We start from the raw sequence: 23573 nt of genomic DNA on the forward strand, positions 1-23573 counted from the left end.
GGGGCCGCCTTTTTCTCTCACGAGCGCGGATATTCCCCGTAAAAGCCGCGCCAATGTGCGACGGCAAAGCCCAGAACCAGCAGCGCCCCGCCCTGATGCAGCAAGGCCCAGTGCAGCGGCACCTGCATCACCAGCGTGACGATGCCGATTGCGGCCTGTGCTGTCACCAGCAGGAACAGCACGACGGAGCGGCGGGCATGCGTCGTCTGCGGCGCGGCCCGCAGAGAGCCGATCATGTGCAGCAGCACCAGCGCGAACAGCACATAGGCGCCGAGGCGATGGACGTATTGCACCGTCTTCGGGTTTTCGAACAGGTTGATGAAAGCAGGTTTCTGGATGAACAGGTCACCCGGAACGATGGCGCCATCCATCAGCGGCCAGGTATTGTAAGCGAAGCCGGCATCGAGGCCGGCCACCAGCGCGCCGAGATAGATCTGGAACATGGCAAAACAGGCAATAACCATCGCCATCGTCCGTGAACCGCCGGTCGGTGCCCGGTCGGCGCTGTGCGGTGAAAGCCCGCGCATGATCCACATGCAGCCGGCAAAGATCAGGCAGGCGATGACCAGATGCGTCGCCAGCCGGTACTGGCTGACATCGGTGCGCACGGCAAGCCCGGACGACACCATCCACCAGCCGATGAACCCCTGGAAACCGCCCAGCGCCAGAAGGCCGACCAGCGGCCAGCGCAGCCGGCGCTCGATGCGCCCCGTTGCCCAGAAGAAGATCAGCGGCAGGGCGAAGACGACGCCGATGCCGCGTGCGAGCAGCCGGTGCGACCATTCCCACCAGAAGATCGTCTTGAACTCGTCGACCGTCATGCCCTTGTTGATTTCCTGGTACTGGGGAATACGCTGGTAGAGCGTGAATTCCTCGTCCCATTCCTCAGCCGACAGAGGCGGAATGACGCCGTGGATCGGTTTCCATTCGGTGATCGACAGGCCGGACTCGGTCAGCCGCGTCGCGCCGCCGACCAGCACAAGACAGAAGAGCGTCATCAGCACGACACCGAGCCAGATGCGCACGGCCAGGCGGCCGCGCGGCTGCCGTGCGTTGACGTCCAGAATGGGGCTTTCGTTTGCCGGATGTGAGACTGCCATGATCTTCCTCGTTTCTGGCGGTTGATTTGCCTGACCCGCCTGTGCAAAACAAGGCCCAAGCCTTTGCGGCATCCCGTCGCGGCCGGTTTCGGGCGCTTCAATGGCCGCCGTTCCTGACGAAAGATAGACCATGCCCCTTCGCCTGCGCAAATTCATCGGCACAATCCTGCTGATCGTGCTGGTTCTCGGTTACGCCCTGCTGGCGACGACCTTTGCCTCGCTGCTGCTCGGCCGGTCGCCGTGGTGGGTGCACCTTCTCTATTTCACGCTCACCGGCTTGTTGTGGATTCTTCCCGCCATGGTCCTGATCAAGTGGATGGCGGGGCCGATCAAGAAATAGACCTCTTTAACCGTGCGATAACTGCATTATGCGGAAAAGACGGCCTGGCCGGTCGGCTTAAACCATTTTTCCGGCATCCCTGCCTAGCATCGCGCCACAAGCGCCAACGCCAGGGATGTCCGCCGTGCAGCCAGACAGGATCGACCTATCGCCCATGGGATCGCAAGAAAGCACCATGCCGGCTGCGCCGCAGGGCGCGAGCGGACCGACGCTGCCGATGATAGTCGAGGTCCACCACCGCATGGAGCCGCTGGAGCGTGAATGGCGCAGCCTAGAACGCAACAACGGCAACTCGCTTCACCAAGGGTATGACTGGTGCGCGGCCTGGATCAAAACCCACGACACGCAACCGGCCATCGTCCGCGCCACCGATGGCGACAAGACGCTTTTCATCCTGCCGCTCGAAATCGTCCGCCACAACATGGTGCGCACGGCGCAATTCATCGCCGGCCGTTTCAGCAACATCAACACCGGCCTGTTTTCGCCCGAGTTCCGAAGCCTCACGGATGAAATCACAATGCGGTCGATCGGCGGCCGGCTGATCGAAAGCCTCAGGGACAAGGCGGATATCGTCACCTTGCGGAATGTGCCGCTGCTGTGGCGCGACGAGCCCCACCCGTTTCGATACCTGCCGTCGATCGTCAACCAGAACCACGCCTTCCAGCTGCCGTTGCTCGAGACCTTCACGGCGACGATCGCGCAGTTGAATGCCAAGCGGCGGCGCAAGAAATTTCGCTCACAGGTCAAGCGGCTGGAGGTCTCGGGTGGTTTCGACCACATCGTCGCCCGAACGCCGGTGGAACGCAGCGCACTGATGGAATTGTTCTTTCAACAGAAAGCGGTGCGGTTCAAGGCGCTCGGCCTGCCCAATGTTTTTCACGCGCCGGAAACGCAGGCCTTCTTCCACCTGCTGCTGGAAACGGATGGCGGTGGCCGGGACACGCCGCTGCAACTGCATGCGATCAGGCTGAAAGGCGAGCATGAGGGAAAGATTGCCGCCATTGCCGGCCTGTCGCGCAAGGGCGATCACATCATCTGCCAGTTCGGCTCGATCGACGAAAGCGTGGCGGCCGAGGCGAGTCCGGGCGAACTGCTGTTCTGGCTGATGATCGAGCAGGCCTGCGCCGAAGACGCTACCCTGTTCGATTTCGGCATCGGCGACCAGGGCTATAAACGCAGCTGGTGCCCGGTGGAAACGGTGCAGCACGATATCCTGCTACCGATCAGCGCCGTCGGGCGGTTTGCGGTGGTGGCGCAACGCGGCGTCACGCGGACCAAGGCCGCCATCAAGGGCAATCCGCGCGTCTATGCGCTGTTGCAGCGGCTGCGTGCCAAGACAGGCCCTTCGGAAAGCACCGACGACTGAGGCTGGTCAGGCGGCCTCAGGCCGCCTTGTTCTGACGTCCCGCCTGCGGCAGTTCGCCCGACAGGAAGACGAGGTCGCCGAAACCGGCCTTTTCGAAATCGCCGACGACCGTCATCATCAGGTCCTCGGTCGGCTGCGGGATCGACAGGATGATCTCCGCCTTCCGGGAGCCCAGCAGACGCGCCACTGCCGGCGCCGGAGCAGGGCCGCATTCGACGAGGACGAGATCGTAGACCTCGGACAGCGAGTCGATCACCATCGACAGCCGGTCGGCTGCCCGCATGGCCTTGCGGATGTCGGCGCCGCCCTGCGGGATCAGGTGCACTTTCGAGGCGCGGTCCGAATGGATCGTGTCGGCGAAAGCCACCTCTCCCGTCAACAGGTTGGTGATGCCGGCCAGGCCGGTCGACGACGCCATCAACCGCGTCGGCCATGCCGAGCCGGTCAAATCGATCAGGATGACGCTCTGGCCGCTCTCGGAAATCTTGCGGGCAAGATGCACGGTCGCTTCCGAGCCGTCGTCGCCCGTCGGCGAGATGCTGACGGCGATCAGCGGCATGCGCTCAGCCAGGAACGCTGCAACGGTATCCAGGGAATATTCGTTTTCCGTTGCGGTCGCCGCGGCAGGTTCATCCGCTGTCTCGGGTGCTACCGGCTGCAAGGCGAGCAGGCTCTGCGCGACATTGGTCGTTGGCGCCGGGTTTTCACGCCTGACAGCCGGTTTTTCCCCGGCCTGCGCCGGTTGCACCGGTTCTTCTGCCACGATCACGTCTTCCTGCCTCGCCGTGACGACGGTTGCGGTCGCACCGGTGACGACAGGTCGCAATGCCCGGCCGCTGAAAAGCTCCATCAGCATGATGACCACGGCGCTGACGACGAGCGCCGCCATGGCCGCGACGATGACGATCGGGACAACTTTCGGGAAATACGGTTCCTGCGGCAGGATCGCACGCGAGATGATGCGCGCATCCGCCGGGCTGGACCCCTTGTCGATGCGGGAAGCCGCCTCGCGGTAGCGGGAGAGATAGGTTTCGAGCAGCTGACGCTGGGCAGCAGCCTCGCGTTCCAGCGACTTCAGCTCCACTTCTTCTCCGCCGGCCCGGGCGGTATCCGCCTTGGCGACGTTCAGCTGCTGCAGCAGCTGCTGTTCGCGCAGCTGCGACACGCGTGCTTCGTTTTCCAGGCTGGAGAGGATTTTCTGTGTTTCCCGCTCGCGCTGCGCGCGGATATCGGCCAGTTGCGCCCGCAGGCCCTTCAGGCGCGGATGCCCCTCGAGCATCGAGGTCGACAGATCGGAAATCTGCGCCTGCACCGCCGATTCGCTTTCCTTCAGCCGCTGGATCATCTGGGAACCGACGACATCGGTCAGCGTGTCCAGAGAACGGCCGTCCTTCAACGCGGCACGCACGCTCTGCGCCCGCGCTTCCGCCGTCGCACGCTCGCCGCGCACCCGGGCCAATTCAGCGGAAATGTCGGTAAGCTGCCGGTTGGCGAAAGTGCCGCCCTGCTCCTCGCCGACCAGCAGCAGGTCGCGGGAGGCGCGGTAGTCGGCGACCTTCTTTTCGGCGTCGCGAACCTTTTCGCGCAGGTTGGCGATTTCCGGCTCCAGCCAGCGCGTCGCGTCGGAATTGGAATCGAGCTTGGCGCCGCTCTGCAACGCCAGATAGACGTCGACGATCGCGTTCGGCACCTCTGCCGCCAGCTTCGGATCCTTGGAGGTGAACTGGATACCGATCACCCGGGATTTTTCCACCTGGTAGACGACGAGCTTCTCGGTGAATTCCTTGATGACGCGTTCTTCCGGCAGCAGGTCCAGCGGGTTCTTCTTCAGCCCGAAGAGCACCATGACATCGGAAAGGATGGAAGGATTGACGGTCGGATCGAACTCCTCGCGCTCATAGAGCTTCATGTCACGCGCCACCTGCTTGATCAGGTCGACGGATTGCAGCACCTGCACCTGGCTGGCGATGTTCAATTCGTCGAGCAGCGGCTGGTTTTCCGGCGTGGCGCCCTTTTCGGCGCCGGTATAGGCCGGCGTGCGCTGTTCGATGAGAATGCGCGTCTCGCTGCGGTAGGTCGGCGAGATCAATTGCGCGGCGCCGAACGCCAGCGCGGCGGCGGCGGCGGTGATGAGCAGCACCCTGCCCTTTCTCTGCCAGATCGCGCCGAACAACTGGCCGAGATCGATATCCACATCCTGCTGGTGATTGTTTACGCTCGCCATACCCGCACTCCGAATACTCGTTTGAAACAAGCGTAAAGGAACATGGTAACCCAACCGTTAAGAGCAAAAACGATGGGACCGGGCCGCGACCGCTGCTTTTTTCGAATTCCCCGCCCGGCATTTACCGAGCATTAACCCTAACGGATCGATAACAGCGACATACGAACCGAGTTGGAGCGGCCGACGGATGTCATTCGCGAAGTCAAAACATGTCATGGCACTGGTGTTCGCTGCATCCGCAGCGATCCTGCCGGGCTGCTCGACGTACAAACCGGCACCGAAGGCCTTTCACGAAGTGACGATCCAGCCCTACACGCTGGATGCCGGCGACCGACTGCGCGTCACCGTGTTCGAACAGGAAGGACTGACCAACACCTATACCGTCGACCAGGCCGGCTACATCGCCTTCCCGCTGGTCGGACAGATCCCGGCGCGCGGCCGCACGCTTCAGCAGCTGGAGGGCCTGCTCGCCCAGAAGCTGAAGCAGGGTTATCTGCGGGATCCGGACATCTCGGTAGAGGTGGATCGCTACCGGTCCGTCTTCGTCATGGGCGAAGTGGGACAGGCCGGGCAATATTCCTACGTGCCGGGCATGACCGTCCAGAACGCCATCGCCATGGCGGGCGGCTACAGCCCCCGCGCCTATCAGGGGAATGCAGATATAACACGAAGAATAAACGGAGAAATTCTGACCGGCCGGGTCCCGATCTCGGACCCGCTGATGGCCGGTGACACCATCTATGTCCGAGAGCGGTTCTTCTGACCGTCCATGCAGACCCCCCATCGCCCGCTACGCATCCTCCACTGCTTCAGGTCCCCCGTCGGCGGAATTTTCCGCCACGTGCGCGATCTTGCGGAAGAGCACAGCAAGGCAGGCCACGAGGTCGGGATCCTCTGCGACAGCTCGACGGGCGGCAGCTACGAAGATCGGCTTTTCGATCAGATCCGGCCCTATCTGGCGCTCGGGCTGACACGGCTGCCGATCCAGCGTTCGGTAACGCCCTCGGACATTGCTGCGCTCTGGCACAGCTACAAGGAGATCAAAAGTTTGCGGCCTGATGTTTTGCACGGGCACGGCGCCAAGGGTGGCGCTGTTGCCCGCATCATCGGCTCAGCCCTGCGGGTGAACAGGTATAGCGTAGCCCGCCTCTATTCGCCGCACGGCGGCAGCATGCATTTCGACCGGCGTTCGCTCGCCGGCCAGTTCGTGCTGCGCCTGGAGCGGTTCCAGGAAAGACTGACCGACGCCCTGGTCTTCGTCTGCAACTACGAGCAGAAGACCTATGAAGCGAAGGTCGGCAAGCCGCGCCCGGTGGCGCGGATGATCTATAACGGCATCGCCGACAGCGAGTTCGAGACCGTTCCGACCCGATCGGATTGCGTCGATCTCCTTTATATCGGCATGTTGCGAGACCTGAAGGGGCCGGACGTCTTCGTCGAAGCCTTCGCCGGGGCGGAGCGGCTTGTCGGCCGGCCGCTTTCCGCGCTGCTGGTCGGCGACGGCCCGGATCGCGACCGGTACGAACAATTGATCGTCCAGAGCGGCCTCGGCCGGCGTATCCATATTCTGCCGGCGATGAAGGCGCGCGATGCGTTCACGATGTCGCGCATCGTCGTCGTGCCGTCGCGGGCCGAATCCATGCCCTATATCGTGCTGGAGGCGCTGGCCGGCGGCAAGACCGTCATCGCCTCACGTGTCGGCGGCATTCCGGAAGTGCTGGGAGTGGAAAGCCAGGCACTCGCCGCGCCCGGCGACCCCGGCGATCTCGCCCGCATCATGGCGACGGCGCTGACCACGCCGGGCTGGCATGATGCCGTCATGCCGCGGCCGGAAGCCTTCAAGGCGGCCTTTTCCGCCAAGGTGATGGCGGAAAACGTGCTGAAACTGTACGGCGAGTTGCTCGGGGACGATCAGCCTTCACCCCACTGACGGCTCAGCGTAAGCGTTTTTTAGGGCCTTTCTGGTATTCGCTATTCACTCGAGGGCAGGGTGAACGCGATGAACCATTTTCACAGACCGGAAAACTTCGACCTTGAAGCCGTCCGGCGGAAGGTTTCCGAGATCCAGTCACGCGATCGCGCCGCGGCGACTGACGACGAAAATTCCGGAAGTCCCGAACTGAATTCGTTCGCCCGGCGCATCGCCGCCCAGTTCCGCGAAACCAGCTATTCGCCCAGCATGATCCTCGGGCAGATCAGGTTGCTGGAGTTTCTCGTGCTTTTCGCGATCGGCCTGGGCGTGCACACCTTCTACTGGGGCCGCGATGTCCTGGGGTCGCCGGTTTCGCTGGGCGTGATGGCGCTCGGGACCGCGCTTGCCGTGCTCCTGCTGCAGATCGTCGATGCCTACCAGGTGCAATCCTTGCGCGGGCCGCTGCGCGCCCTGCCACGCATCCTCGGCGCCTGGGCGATCTCGTTTGCCTTGATGGCGTTGGCGCTGTTCCTGCTGAAATCCGGCGACCAGTATTCGCGTCTCTGGTTCGTGACCTGGTTCGGTGTCGGTGCGGTCTATCTCATCGTCGAGCGCAAATTGCTTGGCGACGCTTTTTGTCGCTGGGGCCGCAACGGCATCATGGAGCGGCGCGCCGTCATCATCGGCGGCGGCGATCCGGCGAAAAACCTCATCCGGGCGCTGGAACAGCAGCCGGACAACGATATCCGCATCTGCGGCATCTTCGACGACCGCGACGACAGCCGCTCGCCGTCGATGGTCGCCGGATACCCCAAGCTCGGCACCATCGCCGAACTGGTGGAGTTCGCCCGGCTGGCAAGCATCGACATGCTGATCATCTCGCTGCCGCTCAGCGCCGAAGGCCGCATCCTGCAGATGCTGCGCAAACTCTGGGTGCTGCCGGTCGATATCCGCCTGGCGGCGCATGCCAACAAGCTGCGTTTCCGGCCACGCTCCTATTCGCATGTCGGCGCCGTGCCGATGCTGGACATCTTCGACAAGCCGATCCGCGACTGGGATTCCGTCGCCAAGCGCATCTTCGACATCACCTTCAGCCTGATCGCGCTCGCGCTGCTCTGGCCGGTGATGATCGGCGCGGCGATTGCCGTGAAGGCGACCTCCAAGGGGCCGGTCTTCTTCATCCAGAAGCGCCACGGCTTCAACAACGAGATCATCAACGTCTTCAAGTTCCGCTCGATGTACACGGACATGGGCGATCCGACCGCCCGCAAGGCCGTCACCAAGGGCGACCCGCGCGTCACGCCGGTCGGACGTTTCATCCGCAAATCCTCGATTGACGAATTGCCTCAGCTCTTCAACGTGCTGCGCGGCGAACTGTCGCTCGTCGGCCCGCGTCCGCATGCGGTGCTGGCCCAGACGCACGACCGGCTGTTCGTCGATGTCGTCGAGGGCTATTTCGCCCGCCACCGCGTCAAGCCGGGCGTCACCGGCTGGGCACAGATCAACGGCTGGCGCGGCGAAGTCGACAATGACGACAAGATCAAGTTCCGCACGGCCTATGATCTCTACTACATCGAGAACTGGTCGCTGCTGTTCGACCTGAAAATCCTGTTCCTGACGCCGATCCGGCTGCTCAACACGGAAAATGCCTATTGAGCGCGATCGTTCACCAGAATGTCGTTCTTCGGCCGCAGCTTGCGACCCTGCGGCTGCTCGGTTCGGCGCTGACGACCTTCGGCGTCTTCCTGTCCGGCTTCGTGATTTCGGAACCTGCGCCCTACGAAGTGGTGATGGTGGTGCTCGTCGCCATCAGCTTCCTCTGCGGACTGAAGATCTCCCGCAGCGTCGGGCCGCTGCTCGCCCTTCTGCTGCTCTTCAATGTCGGCGGCATCTTCTCGCTAACGGTCATGTCCGATCTCAACGACGGGCCGATGTATCTGGCCGTGTCGCTGTTTCTGGCGCTGACATCGGTCTTCTATGCCGCGGCGATCGAAGACAACGCGTCACGGTTGCGGCTGATCTTCCGGGCCTGGGTAGCGGCGGCGGTGATCACCTCCGCGCTCGGCATCCTCGGCTATTTCCATGCGGTGCCCGGCTTCGAGGTCTTCACGCTCTATGACCGCGCCAAGGGTGCCTTCCAGGATCCCAACGTCTTCGGGCCGTTCCTGATCGCCCCCTCCCTCTACCTGATGCACGGGCTGCTCAACGACAGGATCTCGAAATCCCCCCTGAAGATCGCCGGACTGCTGGTCATCGCGCTCGGGGTGTTTCTCTCCTTCTCGCGTGCGGCCTGGGCGCTGTTTCTGTTTTCGGCCTGCGCCCTGGTGTTCATCATGCTCCTGAAGGAGCGTACCGGCGCCTTCCGCCTGAAGATCCTGGTCCTGTCGCTCGCCGCGGTGCTGATACTGGTCGCAGCGCTGATCGGCGCCCTGCAATCGGAAAAAGTGTCGAGCCTGTTTTCCAGCCGCGCGCAGCTGGAGCAGGATTACGATGCCGGCCATCTCGGGCGCTTCGATCGCCACCGCATCGGCTTCCTGATGTCCATGGAGGCACCGCTCGGCATCGGCCCGATGGTCTTCAGCCAGATCTTTCCCGAAGACGAGCACAACATCTGGCTGAAATCGCTCACCACCTACGGCTGGCTCGGCTTCGTCACCTATGTGTCGATGATGATCTGGACCCTGTCGATGGGTTTCCGCAACATGCTGCGCCACCGGCCATGGCAACCCTACCTGATGATCGCCTGGATCGTCATCGTCGGCCACGTCGCCATCGGCAATGTCATCGATACCGATCACTGGCGGCATTTCTATCTGCTGCTCGGCATCGTCTGGGGCTGTGGCGCACTCGAAAACCGATATCAAAGAACGGTACGGCAATCATGATGCAAAGGGTCTCTCCCAACCGTCTTTCCATTCTGCAGGTGCTGGAGCCAAGTGGCGGCGGATCCGGACGGCATTTCATCGACCTGTGCGGCGCGTTGAAGGAGCGCGGCCATCGCGTCACCGCGGTCTATTCGCCGCTGCGTGCCGAGGATCGTTTTCTCGATGAGTTGCAGGCGCTGGGCCTTCCCGCTGTCCATGCCATAAGCATGAGGCGCGCGCCGGGATTGTCGGATCTCCACAGCTGGCAGCAGCTTGCCGGCATCCTCCGCCGCGAAGGACCGTTCGACGTCGTCCATGCGCACAGCTCGAAGGCAGGCGCGCTCAGCCGCATCCGCCTGCCGGGGTCGCATGTACCGCGTGTTTATACGCCGCACGCCTTCCGCACCATGGATCCGACGCTCGGCCGGGCCGGCCGGCTCGTCTTCGGCGGGATCGAATCCCTGCTCGGCCGCCATCTCTCCGACTGCATCATCTGCGTCTCGCAGGATGAATACGACCATGCCGTTTCGCTCGGCATCCCGTCCAGGCGGCTGCGGACCGTCATCAACGGCACGACCCCTCCCCCGGAGGGCCGGCGCGGCGACCTGCTGCAGCGCTTCGACATTCCGCAGGAGGCCCTGGTCTTCGGCTTTATCGGCCGCCTCTCGCAGCAGAAGGCGCCGGAGCGGCTGATCGAGGCCTTTGCCAGGATGGCCGGGGCCTTGCCGGCCGCCCATCTGCTGATGATCGGCTTCGGAGAGCTGGAAACGGAGGTGCGCGCCATGATCGCCGCCAGCGGCTTTGCCGACCGTATCCGCCTGACCAGCGAGATTACCGGACGGGATGCAATTTCCTGTTTCGACGTGCTGGTGATGCCGAGCCGCTACGAGGCGATGTCCTACGTCATGCTGGAGGCCGCCGCTGCCGGCAAGCCGATGATCCTCAGCCGTGTCGGAGGCGCCGGCCGCGTGCTCGAAGACGGGCGCAACGGCATCCTCATCGAAAACAACGACGACCCTACGGCGCTGGCGCAGGCGATGGCCAGCTTTGCCGACGGCGAGCGCCGTCGCGCCTTCGCCGAGGAAGCGGACACCCGCAAGGACCGCTATGCCCTCAAGACGATGGTCGACGGCATCGAAGCGATCTATTGCAACCTTATCGATCCGAAAGGCGCACGCCGGACATTGAACACGTCCATCGGCGCACTAGCTTTCGAATCATGACCACACCAGCACAGATCCGCGCTGCCCGTGCCATGCTCGGGCTCACCATCGGCGAAGTTGCAGCCATAACCGGCCTCTCGGAAGCTTCGGTCGAAGAGGCCGAACGGCCAGGCGGCAGTGGCGACCCCGCAGTCCTGCGCATCCTCACCGATGCACTGGAAGGCAGGGGCGTGCTGTTCCTGTCGGCGGGCGACGAGGAAGGCGGCGGCCCCGGCATCCGGCTGAAGCGTCCGCCGCATGCCGACGACGGAACCCGGCCGGAAAATCTCAACGCCGCCAACGACGACTGAAGCGCGCCCGCAAAGCGATCCCCGGACGCTGCTTTCGCTTCATGCCGGCCGGCGCGGGCTCGATGGGCGCTTCAACCCCCACAATTGCATCAATTCCAGCGGCGCCGAAATATCCGTTTCCAGAATGAAGCGGTCGGATTTTACGCCTTTACGGCGATCGGCCGTTCGCACCGGCAGGCCGTGCCCCATGCCGTGGATCCGATAAAAGCTCAAAGCCGGCCGTCCAGCGGCGCTCCAGCGGCGGATTTCCCCCCATGAGCGGCTGATGGTGGTGCCGTCCTCCAGCTTGAGGCCGCGAACGTCGAGCCATTGATCGCGGCAAGCCACGGCGTTGACGGGACTGACGACCCTGTCGTTATCACCCTGCCAGATGGAGAGATCGGGCCAGCGCCGCGGCTGCGGCGAAACCGCCCTGACGAGGTCACCCCATTCCTGCGGGGTGCGGTTGGCGCCGGAATTCATCACCGAAAGGGCGGTCATCGCATCCCGGGCGGAACCGACCGGCAGGCCCGCGACGATCGCGCCGGCGGCAAAACTCTCCGGATAGGTCGCCAGCAGCGCGTTGGCCATCGCCCCGCCCGCCGACAACCCGACGATATAGACCCGCGCGGCATCGAGCCGGTATTCGGCACAGGCATGGTCGATCATCTGCCGGATCGACAGCAGTTCGCCGCGGTCACGGGCGACGGCGCTCGGGCGGAACCAGTTGAAACAGAAGTTGGGGTTGTTGCTGTGCGTCTGCTGCGGATAAAGAACGGCAAACCGCCGCTCCGCCGCCAGCCTGGCAAAACCGCTCGCATCGTCGAAACCCTGCGCCGTCTGCAGGCAACCGTGCAGCACCACCACCAGCGGCGCGCGGGCCGGCAATTGCGACGGACGGTAGAAGTGCATGGCCAGCCGGCCCGGATTGCTGCCGAAGCCGTCGATCTCGACCAGTTTTCTCGGCGTGACGCTACGCGCCCGGTGCACACGCTTCGGTTTGATTGCCGGCCGGGTCGCGCGCACGGCCTTCTCGATCAGGCGGCGAAGCTGCTTCTGGCGTTTGAACAGGCGGGAGAGCGAAATCGGCAATTTCAGCGTCATCGATGGTTCCTTCACACATTCGGTATCGACGCTCGCTCCTGCGGCCTCCCAACCACCCATCGATGCAATTCTGCTTAGTTCAATAGCGTGGCAAAGCCTTGACAGCCACTCACGATTTCCGGCGCAACGGCGTTGTGGATCGGTTCGATGCAGCCACGGACAGCGTGAAATCGTAAGGCACATCGTCCGGATGCAGACTGTCGATACCAGCGACCGGCATGGAAAAACGGCGGGCTGCGCCCGCCGTCTCATTAAGGAATTTCAATCGCTTAGTACGGCGAATTGCAGCGATGGCGACGACCGTCGTTACCGAGATAGGTGTCGGTGCGAACACTGTACGAACGATAGCGGTTAGCGCACCATTCCTGATGCGAACCGCCGTCGTTCCGGCCATTTGCGATGGCGCCGCCGATAATCGCTCCGGCGCCGAAGGCTGCCAGCGGATACCAGTAACCATCGCTGTGGCGGCGATAGCCGCGGCGGCGTTCGCGATAGCCGCGATGCCCTCTCCAGTGGCCACGGCGCTCATTGTACTGAACACCCTGAACATCCGAGCCGGTACTAAAGGATTTGACGGCGATCGGCGCCGCTTCGACCGGAAGCAGCGAAGTCAGGCCGATGACGGCGCCCATGGCGCAGGTGGTGAAGAATTTCATGATATAACCTTTCACGAGACCTTTCCGTTTCTCAGGAGTGACGGAAACGTCATATTTCCTTGTGTTTACAGCGGAGCTTTGGCGCATGCCGGCGGTGCTGCAGACCAGTGTTAACGTCGTCTGGAAGGGATTGTTCCTTGCCTTGTTGATGCCTGCAGCATATCGATCACCACAGCGCTACCGGTTTGCGCGACGATCTTCAGTTCTGCTGCTTGGTACCGGCGCTCTTGCCGTCGGAGCTTCTGGAACGTTCCTCGAAACGGTCGGCGCCCTTTGCGAGGGCCGACCCCTTCTCCGCCTCGACCTTGCGCTCCTCGGCGGCGGCTTCTTTCCGAAGACCCCTGGCGCCTTCCTTGCCCTGCGGTGTTGGTGCATTCTCGATACCCATGGCTGTTCCTCCGTGAAATAAACGGACAAACAGCCGGGACCGCGGATTTGTTCCGCCGGCAGGCGACATCACGCTGCCGATTCGACGAGGGGGATACGTATCACGATGAAGATATTGAAGAAAATGGTCGGAATGGCGGGATTCGAACCCACGACCCCTTGACCCCCAGTCTTGTTGAGTACGTTTTATAGCCATTCCTCGCGTTGCACAATACGCCCACAAGCCGCATGTTTCCAGCACTGTCTAACCGATGCCCGCTTGACTGATTAAATCGCTCGCCTACTATGCTGGCTATATTCTGGCTACAAAGGAATGGGCATGGCTAAAATTCGTATCACCGCGGCGACTGTGACAAGCCTTATGGAAAGTCCCTCACCGCCCAAGACGACTTTTTATTTCGATGCCGATCTTGCCGGCTTCGGCCTCTACAGAACCTCTGGTGGGACCGGCACGTATTTCGCCGAATTTCGCCCAATCGCTGGCGGATCAAAGAAGAGAATCAAACTTGGCCGCGTTGGAACCCTCAAGCCTAGCGAAGCTCGCGAAGCGGCGCGGAAAGCCATCGCCCACGCGGGCCTTGGGAAAGATCTTTCCAAAGATCGCTCGGACGCACGCGCTAGCTTAACGGTAAAGGATCTGGCTTCTAGATATATCGAGGAGTTTGTCGCGACGAATAAGAAGGAGTCGTCGGCGGAATTCTATCGGATGATGCTCCGGAAGCATATCGAGCCCCATATCGGCACGAGCAAAGCTTCAGTGCTTACGCGCGTTGAAGTGCAGCGAGCGCACTCCGCCATGTCCAAGGTCGCTCGCATATCCGCGAATCGCTCCATGAAGCTCCTCGGCGCCGCGTTTGTCTGGGGGGCAAAGAATGGATTGGTGCCAGAAAATTTCAATCCTGCATCAGGCGTTGATTTGAACAGGGAACAAGGTCGCGAGCGTTTTTTAACGCAGGACGAAATGGCTCAACTTGGTGAGGCGATGCGAGAAGCTGAGACTGTCGGCTTCCCTGCCAAAGTAACCGAAGCCAAGCACGCACCGAAGGGGCAGCTGCATGTTATGCATCCGTCCATCACCGGCGCCATCCGACTTTATATGCTGACTGGCATGCGGCTCCGAGAGGTTCTTCATCTGCGATGGGACGACGTCGATGTAGATCGCGGCTTCTTGTTTCTGCCCGATTCAAAAACTGGCCGAAAAACAGTGGTGCTTTCTGCTGCGGCCACCGAAGTCTTGAAGGCCATCCCGAAAGTCGGCGTGTATGTCATTGCGGGTGAAAGTGCCGGTCTCGATAATGAGAGGCCAAGAGCTGACCTTAAGCGGCCCTGGGCGGCAATAACTAAGCGGGCCGGCCTGGATGGGCTACGCATACACGATCTGAGGCATTCGTTCGCGTCAGTCGGGGCCTGGTCGGGGCTGGGGTTGCCAGTGATTGGAAAGCTACTCGGTCATGCTGATGCGAAGACAACCGCTCGATACGCGCACGTTGACGCTGAGTCTTCGCGGCGGGCGGCAGACGCCATAGCGTCCCAAATCGCTATTGCGATGGGAGAAAAATAATGGCTCCCTTGCCGAAACCGATGAGTAGAGCAGCATTTGTTATCGAAGCTGCGATAGCTGAAGGCCGGACAGCCGAGGCGCTGCAAAAGCTCGTTCATGCTCTCCGCCAAGATCAAGACGACAAGGCGGTCAGACGATTGGCCGCGGATTGGATCGAACGCATAGGCCTTCCACCTGGCGCCCCGAAGGCATTGCGCCAGGGAGCGCCAGCACTTCGGGAAGAATGGCTAGAAATCGCAGACATGGTCGCCGGCCTTCAGGCGCAGAGCAAAACTTACACGGAGGCTGTGCAAGAGACTGCTGCGCATTTTGGTTATTCTGAGCGCCACGTCCAGGCCTGCGTTGCCGACTGGAAATCGGCTGTAAGCCAAAGTCAAACAGACTAGCCGCACGAAGTTCGAACTTCGTGCGGCTGATAACTAGGTCGGGTTTGGCTATCTACCGTCATGCAACAACGAACATGGAGGTAAGATGGCAAACTATCGAGTAAAGCAGGCTGCGGAATACATCGGCGTATCGAAATCCCTGCTCGACAAACTAAGGTGCTATGGGGGTGGGCCGGCCTATGCCAAACTCGGATCGAGCGTGATTTATTCGACAATCGACCTCGATGCGTGGGTCGCATCGAAACGAGTTGCGGCGAACAGCAATGAAGCAGCCGCACGCGCATGACCATGCTGGCCCCTCTTTTTGAAATTCCGGTCGCTGCGAACCAGAATTCAGCAAGCTTAAATCCACATTCAAAATCTGCAGAATTTCAATTCGAGCGACCTGATTGGGCGCTTTTCCGTTCCATCGGAACCCTCTCGCAAAAGGCTGGAGTGCCAACAAAACTCTTGCGTCGTCTGGTCCTGAAAGAGCTTGTCGATAATGCCTTGGACGCAGGCGGCGACTCGATGATTGGGCAGAAGGGCGAAACCTACTTCATAGTAGACACAGGTCCGGGCATCGATGGAGGCCCGCAAGACATCGCCCGTATGTTCTCGATCAATCGTCCCATGGTCTCCTCGAAGCTCTGGAGACTGCCGAAGCGCGGCGCCCTTGGTAACGGTCTACGCGTCGTCGCCGGCGCCGTACTTTCATCTGGCGGTAGGCTAGTCGTCACCACCCGGAACACGCGACATGTGCTGACCCCTCGCGAAGATGGCGGCACGGACGTCATGCCGGAACAGGTGGATTTCCCCGTCGGCACGATGATCGAGATTGAATTTGGCTCGGACATGCCGGCCGATCCTCTTGCTATGCGCTGGGGCGAGGATGCAATCCGCATGGCATCCGGCGAAACTTACATCGGGAAGCCTTCACCCTTCTGGTATGACGCTGACCATTTTTTTGAACTGCTTCAGGCAGGCAAAGATCGGCCCGTCCGGGAACTGGTGGCTCAGCTCGACGGTTGTACGGGAGCCAAGGCGGGTCAGATATCGGAAGCATTCAAAGGAATGTCCTGTCAGGCTCTCGACCGTGACCAAGCTGTCGCCTTGCTCGGCGCTGCACGGGCGCATGCAAAGCCGGTTTCGGCCCGTCGACTTGGATCAGTCGGCAAGTCGTCATTCCTACCAGAATGGTACGCCTCCGAAAGCGGCAGCGTGCAGATCGGCGTTCGGAATCCAAAAGCCGAAATTCCGTTTGTGATCGAGGCATGGTGCGACTTTCACGGAAGCAGAGATGACGATGTTAGCATCAGTTCATAGCCTGGCTTGACGGCAAGATGGAGGAGCATGGCGTTTGCAAGGTCGTTCCGCCCGTCGACGTCGTCCGGGAAACCTTGAAGGCCGATATGGAGGAAAACATCCGGACGGCCCTCACACTCGAGATCCTTTTCAATGCGGGCCTGGAAGATAAGGTTACGGCAGCGTCTGACCAACTCGTTCTGCCAGATGACGATGAGATCCAGACCCAGTTGCCGGCTTACCTCGACGAGCACCCTGTTGATCACTGGACGGACTGGGTATCGCGGACCGCCAAGGACATCGCAGCTTAAAATTCGAGGATTTCGCATCGCGAAATAAGCAAGCTGAAGAACTGACTGAAAATCTCAGAATTTCAATATCAGCTCCGATTGGATACATCCATGCGCATCAGATCAGCGCGGCCGGTGCATTTCGCGCCATCGCCGCGGGGATTTCGCACGCTCGCGAAGTTTAACATCCAAATCAATGACGACGTCATGGTCTGCGACTGCACGCTCGTGCAGGCGCCAGACGGGCGCATTATCCTTTATGGGCCAGGGCGCGAGGGAAACACCCTTTCCTGCTCGCCTGAGACCCGCCGTGAAATCGTTGAGATGGCGCTCGCCGCCGTGGAGTTGAAAAATGAACGTGCAGCCGCAGCCTGAACCCGTCTATCTCAACCCGCACGCCGTCGCGAAAGCGATCGGTGGTAAGGTCATCACCGGCACCAACAAGGTCGTCGCACATGCCCCAGGCCACAAGAAGGGCTCGCCCGAGATTTCCATCACCGTCGATCCGTCCGCTCCTCGCGGGCTACTGGTCAATTGTTTCAGCGGCGAAGATCCGGTGGCTATGAAGGACTGGGTTCTTGAGCGTTGCGGCGAGCCAGCCTTTACGCCCGGTCAGAAAGCCGAGGAACCGATCGCGCATGCCGGCCTGCTGAAATCCAAGGATACCCCGAAAGCGTTCTACGACGGTCACCTGACGCGACAGGGCTATTCGACCGTGGCGGAATACGACTATGCCACGCCTGATGGCGAGATCCTTTTTCAGGTGCTGCGCTACGAGGGCGCGGGTCTTAGCAAGACGTTCCTACAGCGGCAGCCTGACGGCAAGGGCGGCTGGCTCTCCGGCCGTCCGGATCCAATCATCTATCGCTGGCCGGAAGTTGCTTCACGGCCTGGCGAGCCGGTTTATGTCGTCGAAGGTGAGAAGGACGTCGACACGTTGATCATCGCTGGCCTGCTTGCAACGACCGCGCCTAATGGCTCATGGCCGACGGACCTATCATCCTTGAAAGGTCGAACGGTCTTCGTCATTCCAGACAACGATGCCCCCGGTGCTGAGAAGGCCGACAAGGTGATCGCGCTCCTGCAGGGCATCGCCACGGTCAAGCGCGTCGTGCTTCCGGGGCTGCCGGACAAAGGCGACGTGACCGACTGGCTGGCGGCCGGCAACGCGGTTGAGCAGTTGCAGGCTCTCGCCAAGGCCGCGATGCCTGCACCGGCCAATGATAACCGTCCCGCTGGTCCCGAACTCATCCACAGTGGTGATTTCGTGAGGGGATTCGTTCCGCCCGACTACGCGGTCGACGGCATCATGCAGTCAGGGTTTCTGTATTCGCTCACCGGCCAGACCGGGTCCGGAAAGACGGCCGTGGCGCTGCTGCTTGCCCTCTGCACCGCTCTCGGATCGCCGTTTGCAGGGCGTGAGACCAAGGGCGGCAGGGTGTTCTACTTCGCCGGCGAGAACCCCGACGATGTCACAATGAGGTGGATCGGCCTCCTTCACGAACACGCTCTCGATGCAGACGAACTCGATGTGCACTTTATCCGTGGCGTGTTCTCGGTGTCGGAATTCCTCGGCCATATAACCGAGCGTGCCCGCGATCTTGGTGGCGTCGATCTCATCGTCGTGGATACCACGGCCGCCTACTTCACCGGTTCCGATGAAAACTCGAACGTGGAGATGGGGAACTATGCCCGCCAGCTCCGGGAACTTGCCAAGATGGAGTGGCGGCCAGCCGTGCTGGCGGCCAGCCATCCGGTCAAGAATGCCGGTGCCGATAACCTGCTGCCTCGAGGTGGCGGTGCCTTCCTGAATGAAGTCGACGGCAACCTCACCCTGGCGAAACGTGGCGAGATGTCGGTGCTGCATTGGCAAGGGAAACATCGCGGGCCGGATTTCCTGCCACTGACCTTCGACTTGAAGACCATCAACGCCCCAGCGCTGGTGGACAGCAAGGGGCGGCCGATCCCGACCGTCATGGCGGCACCAGTCGGCGACGATGAGGTGGCGCAGCGTGCCGATTCCGACAACGGCGACGACAAGGTCATGCTCCTCGCCATCCGGCAGAACGGCAATCGGTCTCTGCGGGACCTTGCTGAATTCCATGGCTGGACGAACACAAAGGGGGAGCCCGACAAGAAGCGGGCGCAGAACTCCACCGATCGGCTGAAACGGGCGCAATACGTCTTGTACGAGCTGCAGCAATGGAAGCTGACCAAGAAGGGAGAGGAAGCAGCGTCATCAGCCGCCGCCGATCTCCACGAGCAGCGAAAGTGGGCGGGTGTCGTCCAGGGCATGGCCGAGAAGGCTGGTCGAAAACAACGCCGTACTGGCTCAGATCGTACCGCGAGGGAATGAGGGCGGTACGGCATTCAGAAAAACATATGAATATCAATGACTTGTAATCGTACCGGGCCATTTTCGTAACAAAACCAAACCAAATTACTTGGACAGAGGGGGGACTTCGTCCCCTCCTGTCCAATGGTCGAAATCATACCGTACCGTACTTACCCTTTCTCTAGGGGGGTGGCTTTCATGGTACGGCATTGATTGAGCAATATTATCAATTAGATACGCCGTACCGCATCAGGATTTTGACGGTACGGGTACGGACATGAAGGGAGCACACCATGATGCAGATCGTACCAACAGCCCCAGGCTATTCGGCTCTTGTCCTCGAGGCCGACTTCGCTGCCGAGTTGCCTATCGTAGCATGGGAGCACTCGGCCGGCGCCACGCTTCCTCTCGTCATCGGCCATCTGCCCGGGGGCGAGACGTCGTTCGATGCAGTTAAGCTGCCCGATGGCCGTGTCTACGATTGCTGGAAGAGGGAGATGTATCGCGATCAGGTTGAGTGGACCCGCGTCGTCGGCGAGTCGAAGGGTCTTAGCATTTTTGGCACGACGGAGGCAGCATGATCACCATCGGAAACGCCAGATTCGCATCCAGCGCCACCCATACCGGCGAACCGTGGCACGGCTGGCCGATCTCGAAGACCCTTCAGCCCTACCGTCCCAAACCGGCCAACGACAACAAGCCTGAGCGCTTCCGCGGCGGCTATCCGGCACTGTCCTGGCTCGCCGAACAGGACCCAGACGCAGTCGTGGCCATCGCCACCATCATGGCCGACTTCCGCCCCGTCTATCGGGATAAGGACGATCAGGGTGACGACTTGGACAGCAGCGACGATCGCATGCGCATCCATCCGGATCCAGACGACCTCGTGGAAGCAGCCAGCGATGGGCGGGCTATCGGCCCCAAGGGCAGGCTAGCTGCCCGTACCGGTGCATTGCGGTCCGGCTTCCCGGCAACGGAGAAGCAATACCGTCTCGGTGGCACCCGCTACCGTCTCGGCCGCGCCGTGTTCACAGTGGACTCCTCTGAAACGCAGCAGGGCCTGCTAACTTACTGGCTCGACGAGAAAGGCACCGTCCAGATTCCACGCGAACAGAGTTCCCAGCGGAAGGGCAGCCGAATTCCCATCGTCTGGGCCGTCGAGCGCTACATGCGATTCCGGAACGACCGTCCGCGCAACGATCGCGATGCGGCGATGGAGAAGCTCTACGACTCCGAGTGCCTGGCGTTCCACCTTCGTCGTCGCGGCACGCCACTGCCTGCACAAGTGTACGGCCCGGCCGGCCATTCTCGCATTGATATCTCGGAAGAGAAGGCGACGCTGCGCGCCTGGCTGGCGGAGCAGACGGACGGCCACGCTTTCACTCGCCTTCCGGATGGCGTTGCTAGCTCAACGACTTGGCTCGGCCGCGTCGGTGGCAACAAGCAAGGCCTTTCGGTTCCGGAAATCTGGCGTGAGCCGGAGGCCGCGCCAGAACTACCGGTTGATGTCTTGCTGACAATCGAGACCATGCTCGCGCGCGGTGACCTGACTGACGTCGCCGAGGCCCACAGGGTCGAGACCACGCGTCCCGATCGTGTTGGCAAGCGTCTGGTACTCAAGGCTGGAAATGCCGCGCTGGCCCTGATGCCGGCCAACGACAACAAAAAAACGAAAAAAGTTGCGGCATGAGTCCATATCGTGGCGCGCCGTTCGCTTTCTGTATGAAGAGATAGTTTCCCAATCGCCGCCGGTTTATCCTTTGTCTGGCGGTGGTCTCCCTGTTGGCGCTGCACAGCGACGCGGGGCCAGTTTCTGAAATTCTGGGGTTTAACACCAACGCTACCCAGAACTCCTGGCCGTCCTTCGGGACGGTCATTTTTTATCACCACAATCGTGACGCCCATCGCCCGTCACCAAACGAAAGGAGGCCGAATGACCTTCGCCACCAGCGACCTAGCAGGCCTCCTCGGCCTCTCGGAAGCTGCCATTCGCCAATGGCTTTGCCGCGCACCAGCATTCCATATCGGGGCAGTTCGCGGTCACGCGCGCATCTACAACCGTGTCGAGGCCCTCTGCATCGCCATCGCAGCCGAACTCTTCCGCCATCGTCTCGGTCGACCGCATGAGGTTCTACCCATCGCCCGCCAGATCGCTGCGTCCGGCGCCGACGCCATCTGGGTTTATCGCCCGCAAGGCGGCCCGATCACCACCGCTACCGACCAACCCGCCGATACTGCCGTACATCTTCCGCTCGCGGAACTGCGGCGCCGGCTCTCGAAGCAATGAAAGGAATCCCGTTGGGAAAACTGATCAATAAAATCCTCGGCAAGCAGTCGTCCAGCGACATTGCCGCCGCAATCACCAAAGCCCAGGCCGAGCTAGAGGCTGCCGAAGCGGCCGTCGCTGCCGCGGAAGAGCAATACGACGCCCACTTGCTGACCGCCGACAAGAAGTCATTGCGCGGTTTTCTGGACGCGAAGACGGAAGCGGGCATTGATGTAGACCAGGCGCGCGCTCGCATCCAGCGTCTCGAGCGGGACCACGAGGCCGCCGTTGAGTCCGAAGCCGAGTCCGAGCGCCAGGCCGCCTACGATCGTGCGAAGGAACTGGCGGCTACTGCCCGGAAAAAGCTCGGAGACTATGAGAAGGCGGCCATGGCGATCCGCGACGTTCTGCGCGCCATCGCCGAAGCCGACGTGGCCGTCGAAGCCGCGAACGCCGATCTGCCCGACGGCGCGGCCCGCATCGAGAAGCCGGAGGAATGCCGGTCTTCGCCAAATTTATATAAGAAAGTCCTGAAGGAAGAGGTCGTCGAACTCTGGGCCGGTATCGGCGACCAGTCCCGGCCCGTCGAGCATCAACACCGTGTACGTGTTGAGCATGTCGGCAAGCGCGTCCGAAGCCGATGGAGCGAGGAAGACTTCGACGAGGGCGGCTGGGAGAAGGGCTACTACGCCACAGACGGCGGCGGGACGATCGAGGTGGTGAAACGCCGGTTCATCAAGCGCACGTACCTTCCGGACGACACGGGCCAGTATGCTGTTTCTCTGGCGAGCGCCGTCAGCCTGCCGCCAGCCATCGTAGGTGGTCCCGTGTTCTTCGAGCCGGGCAGCTACCATGCCCCCGGTCTCCTAGCGAAACTGGATCAGCCCCTGCCACCCTGTCGTATCCGTGCGGAGCGCAAGCCTGAGATCGAATATGTGCTTGCCCCCAAGGAGGTTGCCCTTGCGTCTTGATCTGTTTGGCGTCGTCGGGGAGGACTTTACCCCGACGACCGTCCGCGCCGCGCTGCCGTACAGCGGGGACATCACGGTCACCATAAACAGTGGTGGCGGCATCGCCGTCGATGGCAGCGCCATATACAACATCCTTGCCGCTCACCGCGGCAAGGTTGCGGTCGAAATTATCGGCATTGCAGCTTCGGCCGCAAGCCTGATTGCCATGGCCGGTCACACCATCACAATGCTGGACGGATCGATTTTAATGATCCACGAGCCGCAGAACATCACGGTCGGCGACTCGGCGGCGCATCAGAAGACGGTGGAGCAATTGGAAGCACACGCGGTTGCATATGCCAAGGTGTATGCCAAGCGCGCCAGAATTTCCGAGGCAGCGGCCCGCCAGGTCATGAAGGCCGAGACCTGGTATACGCCGGACGAAGCAGTAGCCGCGGGATTCGCAACCGCCGTGGTGGACCGCCGCGCCGTGCCTTTCGCCTCCGTTGATAAGCGATATGAGGCGCGGATGCACGCCGTGCATGCTCGCGCCGCAGCCTCGCCTCGTGGCCTGAAGAAGGTTGCGGACGCCAAGGCGTCGTGGGCTCGGGTTGTCGCCTCTATGAATAAATCGATGGGCTACGCGCCTGCCGTGAAGCCGGAGGAGGCGAAGCCGAGAGTCGAGCTGACCGGTTGGTCGAAGGTCATCGAGGAGCACAACTCGTTCGTCCGACGGCACCGGTAGGCCCCCATCATAGGGACCGTACACCGCAAAACAGTACCAGCGGGTACGCAGCCGCGAAATCTCCGACATTGCGCAGTCAAAAAACAGGTTGACAGTGCGGACAGGTAACAAATTGGAGTAAAATCTATGGTTGCACAGTTTCTGTCGCAAACAGACTACGCCGAACATCAGCATGTTAGCAAGCAAATGGTAACCCATTGGAAAAAAAAGGGTTTAGTGTCTTTTGGAGTAAATGGGCTTGTCAATGTCCAAGCCACCGACAAGCGCCTTAGGGATTATTATGGACCTGTTACCCGCACCCGGAACGGTGT

The 23573-nt window shown here is 61.4% G+C and carries 25 protein-coding genes; 20 read left to right on the plus strand and 5 right to left on the minus strand.

Annotated features, from left to right (window positions below; genetic code table 11):
• Window positions 1-17: 17 nt before the first annotated feature.
• A complete protein-coding gene (locus DEM27_RS31065) occupies window positions 18-1100 on the minus strand; it encodes a COX15/CtaA family protein (RefSeq protein WP_109462119.1) in 1083 nt (360 codons plus the stop codon).
• Window positions 1101-1230: 130 nt separating this feature from the next.
• Here DEM27_RS31065 and DEM27_RS31070 point away from each other — a divergent pair, with 130 nt between their 5' ends.
• Both DEM27_RS31070 and DEM27_RS31075 read left to right on the plus strand, forming a co-directional pair.
• Complete coding sequence (locus DEM27_RS31070; RefSeq protein WP_109462120.1) at window positions 1231-1440, plus strand: DUF2842 domain-containing protein; 210 nt, start codon at window positions 1231-1233, stop codon at window positions 1438-1440.
• Between the two features lie 154 nt (window positions 1441-1594).
• Entirely contained in the window at window positions 1595-2806 is a 1212-nt protein-coding gene (locus DEM27_RS31075; protein ID WP_245446252.1) for a GNAT family N-acetyltransferase, read from the plus strand.
• 16 nt (window positions 2807-2822) lie between these two features.
• Here DEM27_RS31075 and DEM27_RS31080 read toward each other — a convergent pair whose 3' ends face one another.
• A complete protein-coding gene (locus DEM27_RS31080) occupies window positions 2823-5030 on the minus strand; it encodes a Wzz/FepE/Etk N-terminal domain-containing protein (protein ID WP_109462122.1) in 2208 nt (735 codons plus the stop codon).
• A 187-nt stretch (window positions 5031-5217) separates the two neighbouring features.
• Here DEM27_RS31080 and DEM27_RS31085 point away from each other — a divergent pair, with 187 nt between their 5' ends.
• The 6 genes from DEM27_RS31085 to DEM27_RS31110 all read left to right on the plus strand — a co-directional run bounded on the left by DEM27_RS31085 (window position 5218) and on the right by DEM27_RS31110 (window position 11319).
• Complete coding sequence (locus DEM27_RS31085) at window positions 5218-5793, plus strand: polysaccharide biosynthesis/export family protein (RefSeq protein ID WP_109462123.1); 576 nt, start codon at window positions 5218-5220, stop codon at window positions 5791-5793.
• A gap of 6 nt (window positions 5794-5799) precedes the next feature.
• Entirely contained in the window at window positions 5800-6960 is a 1161-nt protein-coding gene (locus tag DEM27_RS31090; RefSeq protein ID WP_109462124.1) for a glycosyltransferase family 4 protein, read from the plus strand.
• Between the two features lie 69 nt (window positions 6961-7029).
• A complete protein-coding gene (locus tag DEM27_RS31095) occupies window positions 7030-8598 on the plus strand; it encodes an undecaprenyl-phosphate glucose phosphotransferase (protein ID WP_109462125.1) in 1569 nt (522 codons plus the stop codon).
• Window positions 8595-9827 (plus strand): O-antigen ligase family protein, encoded by a 1233-nt coding sequence (locus DEM27_RS31100; RefSeq protein WP_109462126.1) that lies wholly within the window; start codon window positions 8595-8597, stop codon window positions 9825-9827. The genes DEM27_RS31095 and DEM27_RS31100 overlap by 4 nt, the downstream gene beginning before the upstream one ends.
• The gene (locus DEM27_RS31105) at window positions 9824-11029 is read left to right on the plus strand and encodes a glycosyltransferase family 4 protein (RefSeq protein ID WP_109462127.1); all 1206 of its coding nucleotides are present in this window, start codon (window positions 9824-9826) and stop codon (window positions 11027-11029) included. The genes DEM27_RS31100 and DEM27_RS31105 overlap by 4 nt, the downstream gene beginning before the upstream one ends.
• Complete coding sequence (locus DEM27_RS31110; protein WP_109462128.1) at window positions 11026-11319, plus strand: helix-turn-helix domain-containing protein; 294 nt, start codon at window positions 11026-11028, stop codon at window positions 11317-11319. Before DEM27_RS31105 ends, DEM27_RS31110 begins: the two co-directional genes overlap by 4 nt.
• Before the next feature lie 39 nt (window positions 11320-11358).
• Here DEM27_RS31110 and DEM27_RS31115 read toward each other — a convergent pair whose 3' ends face one another.
• The 3 genes from DEM27_RS31115 to DEM27_RS31125 form a co-directional block, all read right to left on the minus strand.
• On the minus strand, window positions 11359-12402 hold the full coding sequence (locus DEM27_RS31115; RefSeq protein ID WP_109462129.1) for an extracellular catalytic domain type 1 short-chain-length polyhydroxyalkanoate depolymerase: 1044 nt from the start codon (window positions 12400-12402) through the stop codon (window positions 11359-11361).
• A gap of 269 nt (window positions 12403-12671) precedes the next feature.
• On the minus strand, window positions 12672-13058 hold the full coding sequence (locus DEM27_RS31120) for a BA14K family protein (RefSeq protein ID WP_109462166.1): 387 nt from the start codon (window positions 13056-13058) through the stop codon (window positions 12672-12674).
• Between the two features lie 199 nt (window positions 13059-13257).
• Complete coding sequence (locus DEM27_RS31125; protein WP_109462130.1) at window positions 13258-13446, minus strand: hypothetical protein; 189 nt, start codon at window positions 13444-13446, stop codon at window positions 13258-13260.
• A 318-nt stretch (window positions 13447-13764) separates the two neighbouring features.
• Between DEM27_RS31125 and DEM27_RS31130 the strand changes: the two genes are divergently transcribed.
• The 12 genes from DEM27_RS31130 to DEM27_RS31185 all read left to right on the plus strand — a co-directional run bounded on the left by DEM27_RS31130 (window position 13765) and on the right by DEM27_RS31185 (window position 23262).
• Window positions 13765-15006 (plus strand): tyrosine-type recombinase/integrase, encoded by a 1242-nt coding sequence (locus DEM27_RS31130; RefSeq protein ID WP_109462131.1) that lies wholly within the window; start codon window positions 13765-13767, stop codon window positions 15004-15006.
• Window positions 15006-15392 (plus strand): hypothetical protein, encoded by a 387-nt coding sequence (locus tag DEM27_RS31135; RefSeq protein WP_109462132.1) that lies wholly within the window; start codon window positions 15006-15008, stop codon window positions 15390-15392. Before DEM27_RS31130 ends, DEM27_RS31135 begins: the two co-directional genes overlap by 1 nt.
• A gap of 85 nt (window positions 15393-15477) precedes the next feature.
• Window positions 15478-15678 carry a helix-turn-helix transcriptional regulator gene (locus DEM27_RS31140; protein WP_109462133.1) on the plus strand — a complete coding sequence of 67 codons (201 nt, stop codon included), beginning with the start codon at window positions 15478-15480 and terminating at the stop codon, window positions 15676-15678.
• Window positions 15675-16697, plus strand: coding sequence for a hypothetical protein (locus DEM27_RS31145; protein WP_128755608.1), 1023 nt, complete (start codon window positions 15675-15677; stop codon window positions 16695-16697). Before DEM27_RS31140 ends, DEM27_RS31145 begins: the two co-directional genes overlap by 4 nt.
• A gap of 17 nt (window positions 16698-16714) precedes the next feature.
• Window positions 16715-16987 (plus strand): hypothetical protein, encoded by a 273-nt coding sequence (locus DEM27_RS31150; RefSeq protein ID WP_109462135.1) that lies wholly within the window; start codon window positions 16715-16717, stop codon window positions 16985-16987.
• 90 nt (window positions 16988-17077) lie between these two features.
• Window positions 17078-17341 carry a hypothetical protein gene (locus DEM27_RS31155; RefSeq protein ID WP_109462136.1) on the plus strand — a complete coding sequence of 88 codons (264 nt, stop codon included), beginning with the start codon at window positions 17078-17080 and terminating at the stop codon, window positions 17339-17341.
• Window positions 17319-19322, plus strand: a complete 2004-nt coding sequence (locus tag DEM27_RS31160; RefSeq protein WP_109462137.1) for an AAA family ATPase — start codon at window positions 17319-17321, stop codon at window positions 19320-19322. Before DEM27_RS31155 ends, DEM27_RS31160 begins: the two co-directional genes overlap by 23 nt.
• A 272-nt stretch (window positions 19323-19594) precedes the next feature.
• Complete coding sequence (locus DEM27_RS31165) at window positions 19595-19882, plus strand: hypothetical protein (RefSeq protein WP_109462138.1); 288 nt, start codon at window positions 19595-19597, stop codon at window positions 19880-19882.
• Window positions 19879-20991, plus strand: a complete 1113-nt coding sequence (locus DEM27_RS31170) for a hypothetical protein (protein ID WP_109462139.1) — start codon at window positions 19879-19881, stop codon at window positions 20989-20991. The genes DEM27_RS31165 and DEM27_RS31170 overlap by 4 nt, the downstream gene beginning before the upstream one ends.
• A 243-nt stretch (window positions 20992-21234) precedes the next feature.
• Entirely contained in the window at window positions 21235-21588 is a 354-nt protein-coding gene (locus tag DEM27_RS31175; RefSeq protein ID WP_109462140.1) for a hypothetical protein, read from the plus strand.
• Window positions 21589-21599: 11 nt separating this feature from the next.
• On the plus strand, window positions 21600-22538 hold the full coding sequence (locus DEM27_RS31180) for a hypothetical protein (RefSeq protein ID WP_109462141.1): 939 nt from the start codon (window positions 21600-21602) through the stop codon (window positions 22536-22538).
• Entirely contained in the window at window positions 22528-23262 is a 735-nt protein-coding gene (locus tag DEM27_RS31185; RefSeq protein WP_165823702.1) for a head maturation protease, ClpP-related, read from the plus strand. The genes DEM27_RS31180 and DEM27_RS31185 overlap by 11 nt, the downstream gene beginning before the upstream one ends.
• The last annotated feature ends 311 nt before the right edge of the window (window positions 23263-23573 follow it).

The organism is Rhizobium album, assembly GCF_003122325.1.
GTDB lineage: Bacteria > Pseudomonadota > Alphaproteobacteria > Rhizobiales > Rhizobiaceae > Metarhizobium > Metarhizobium album.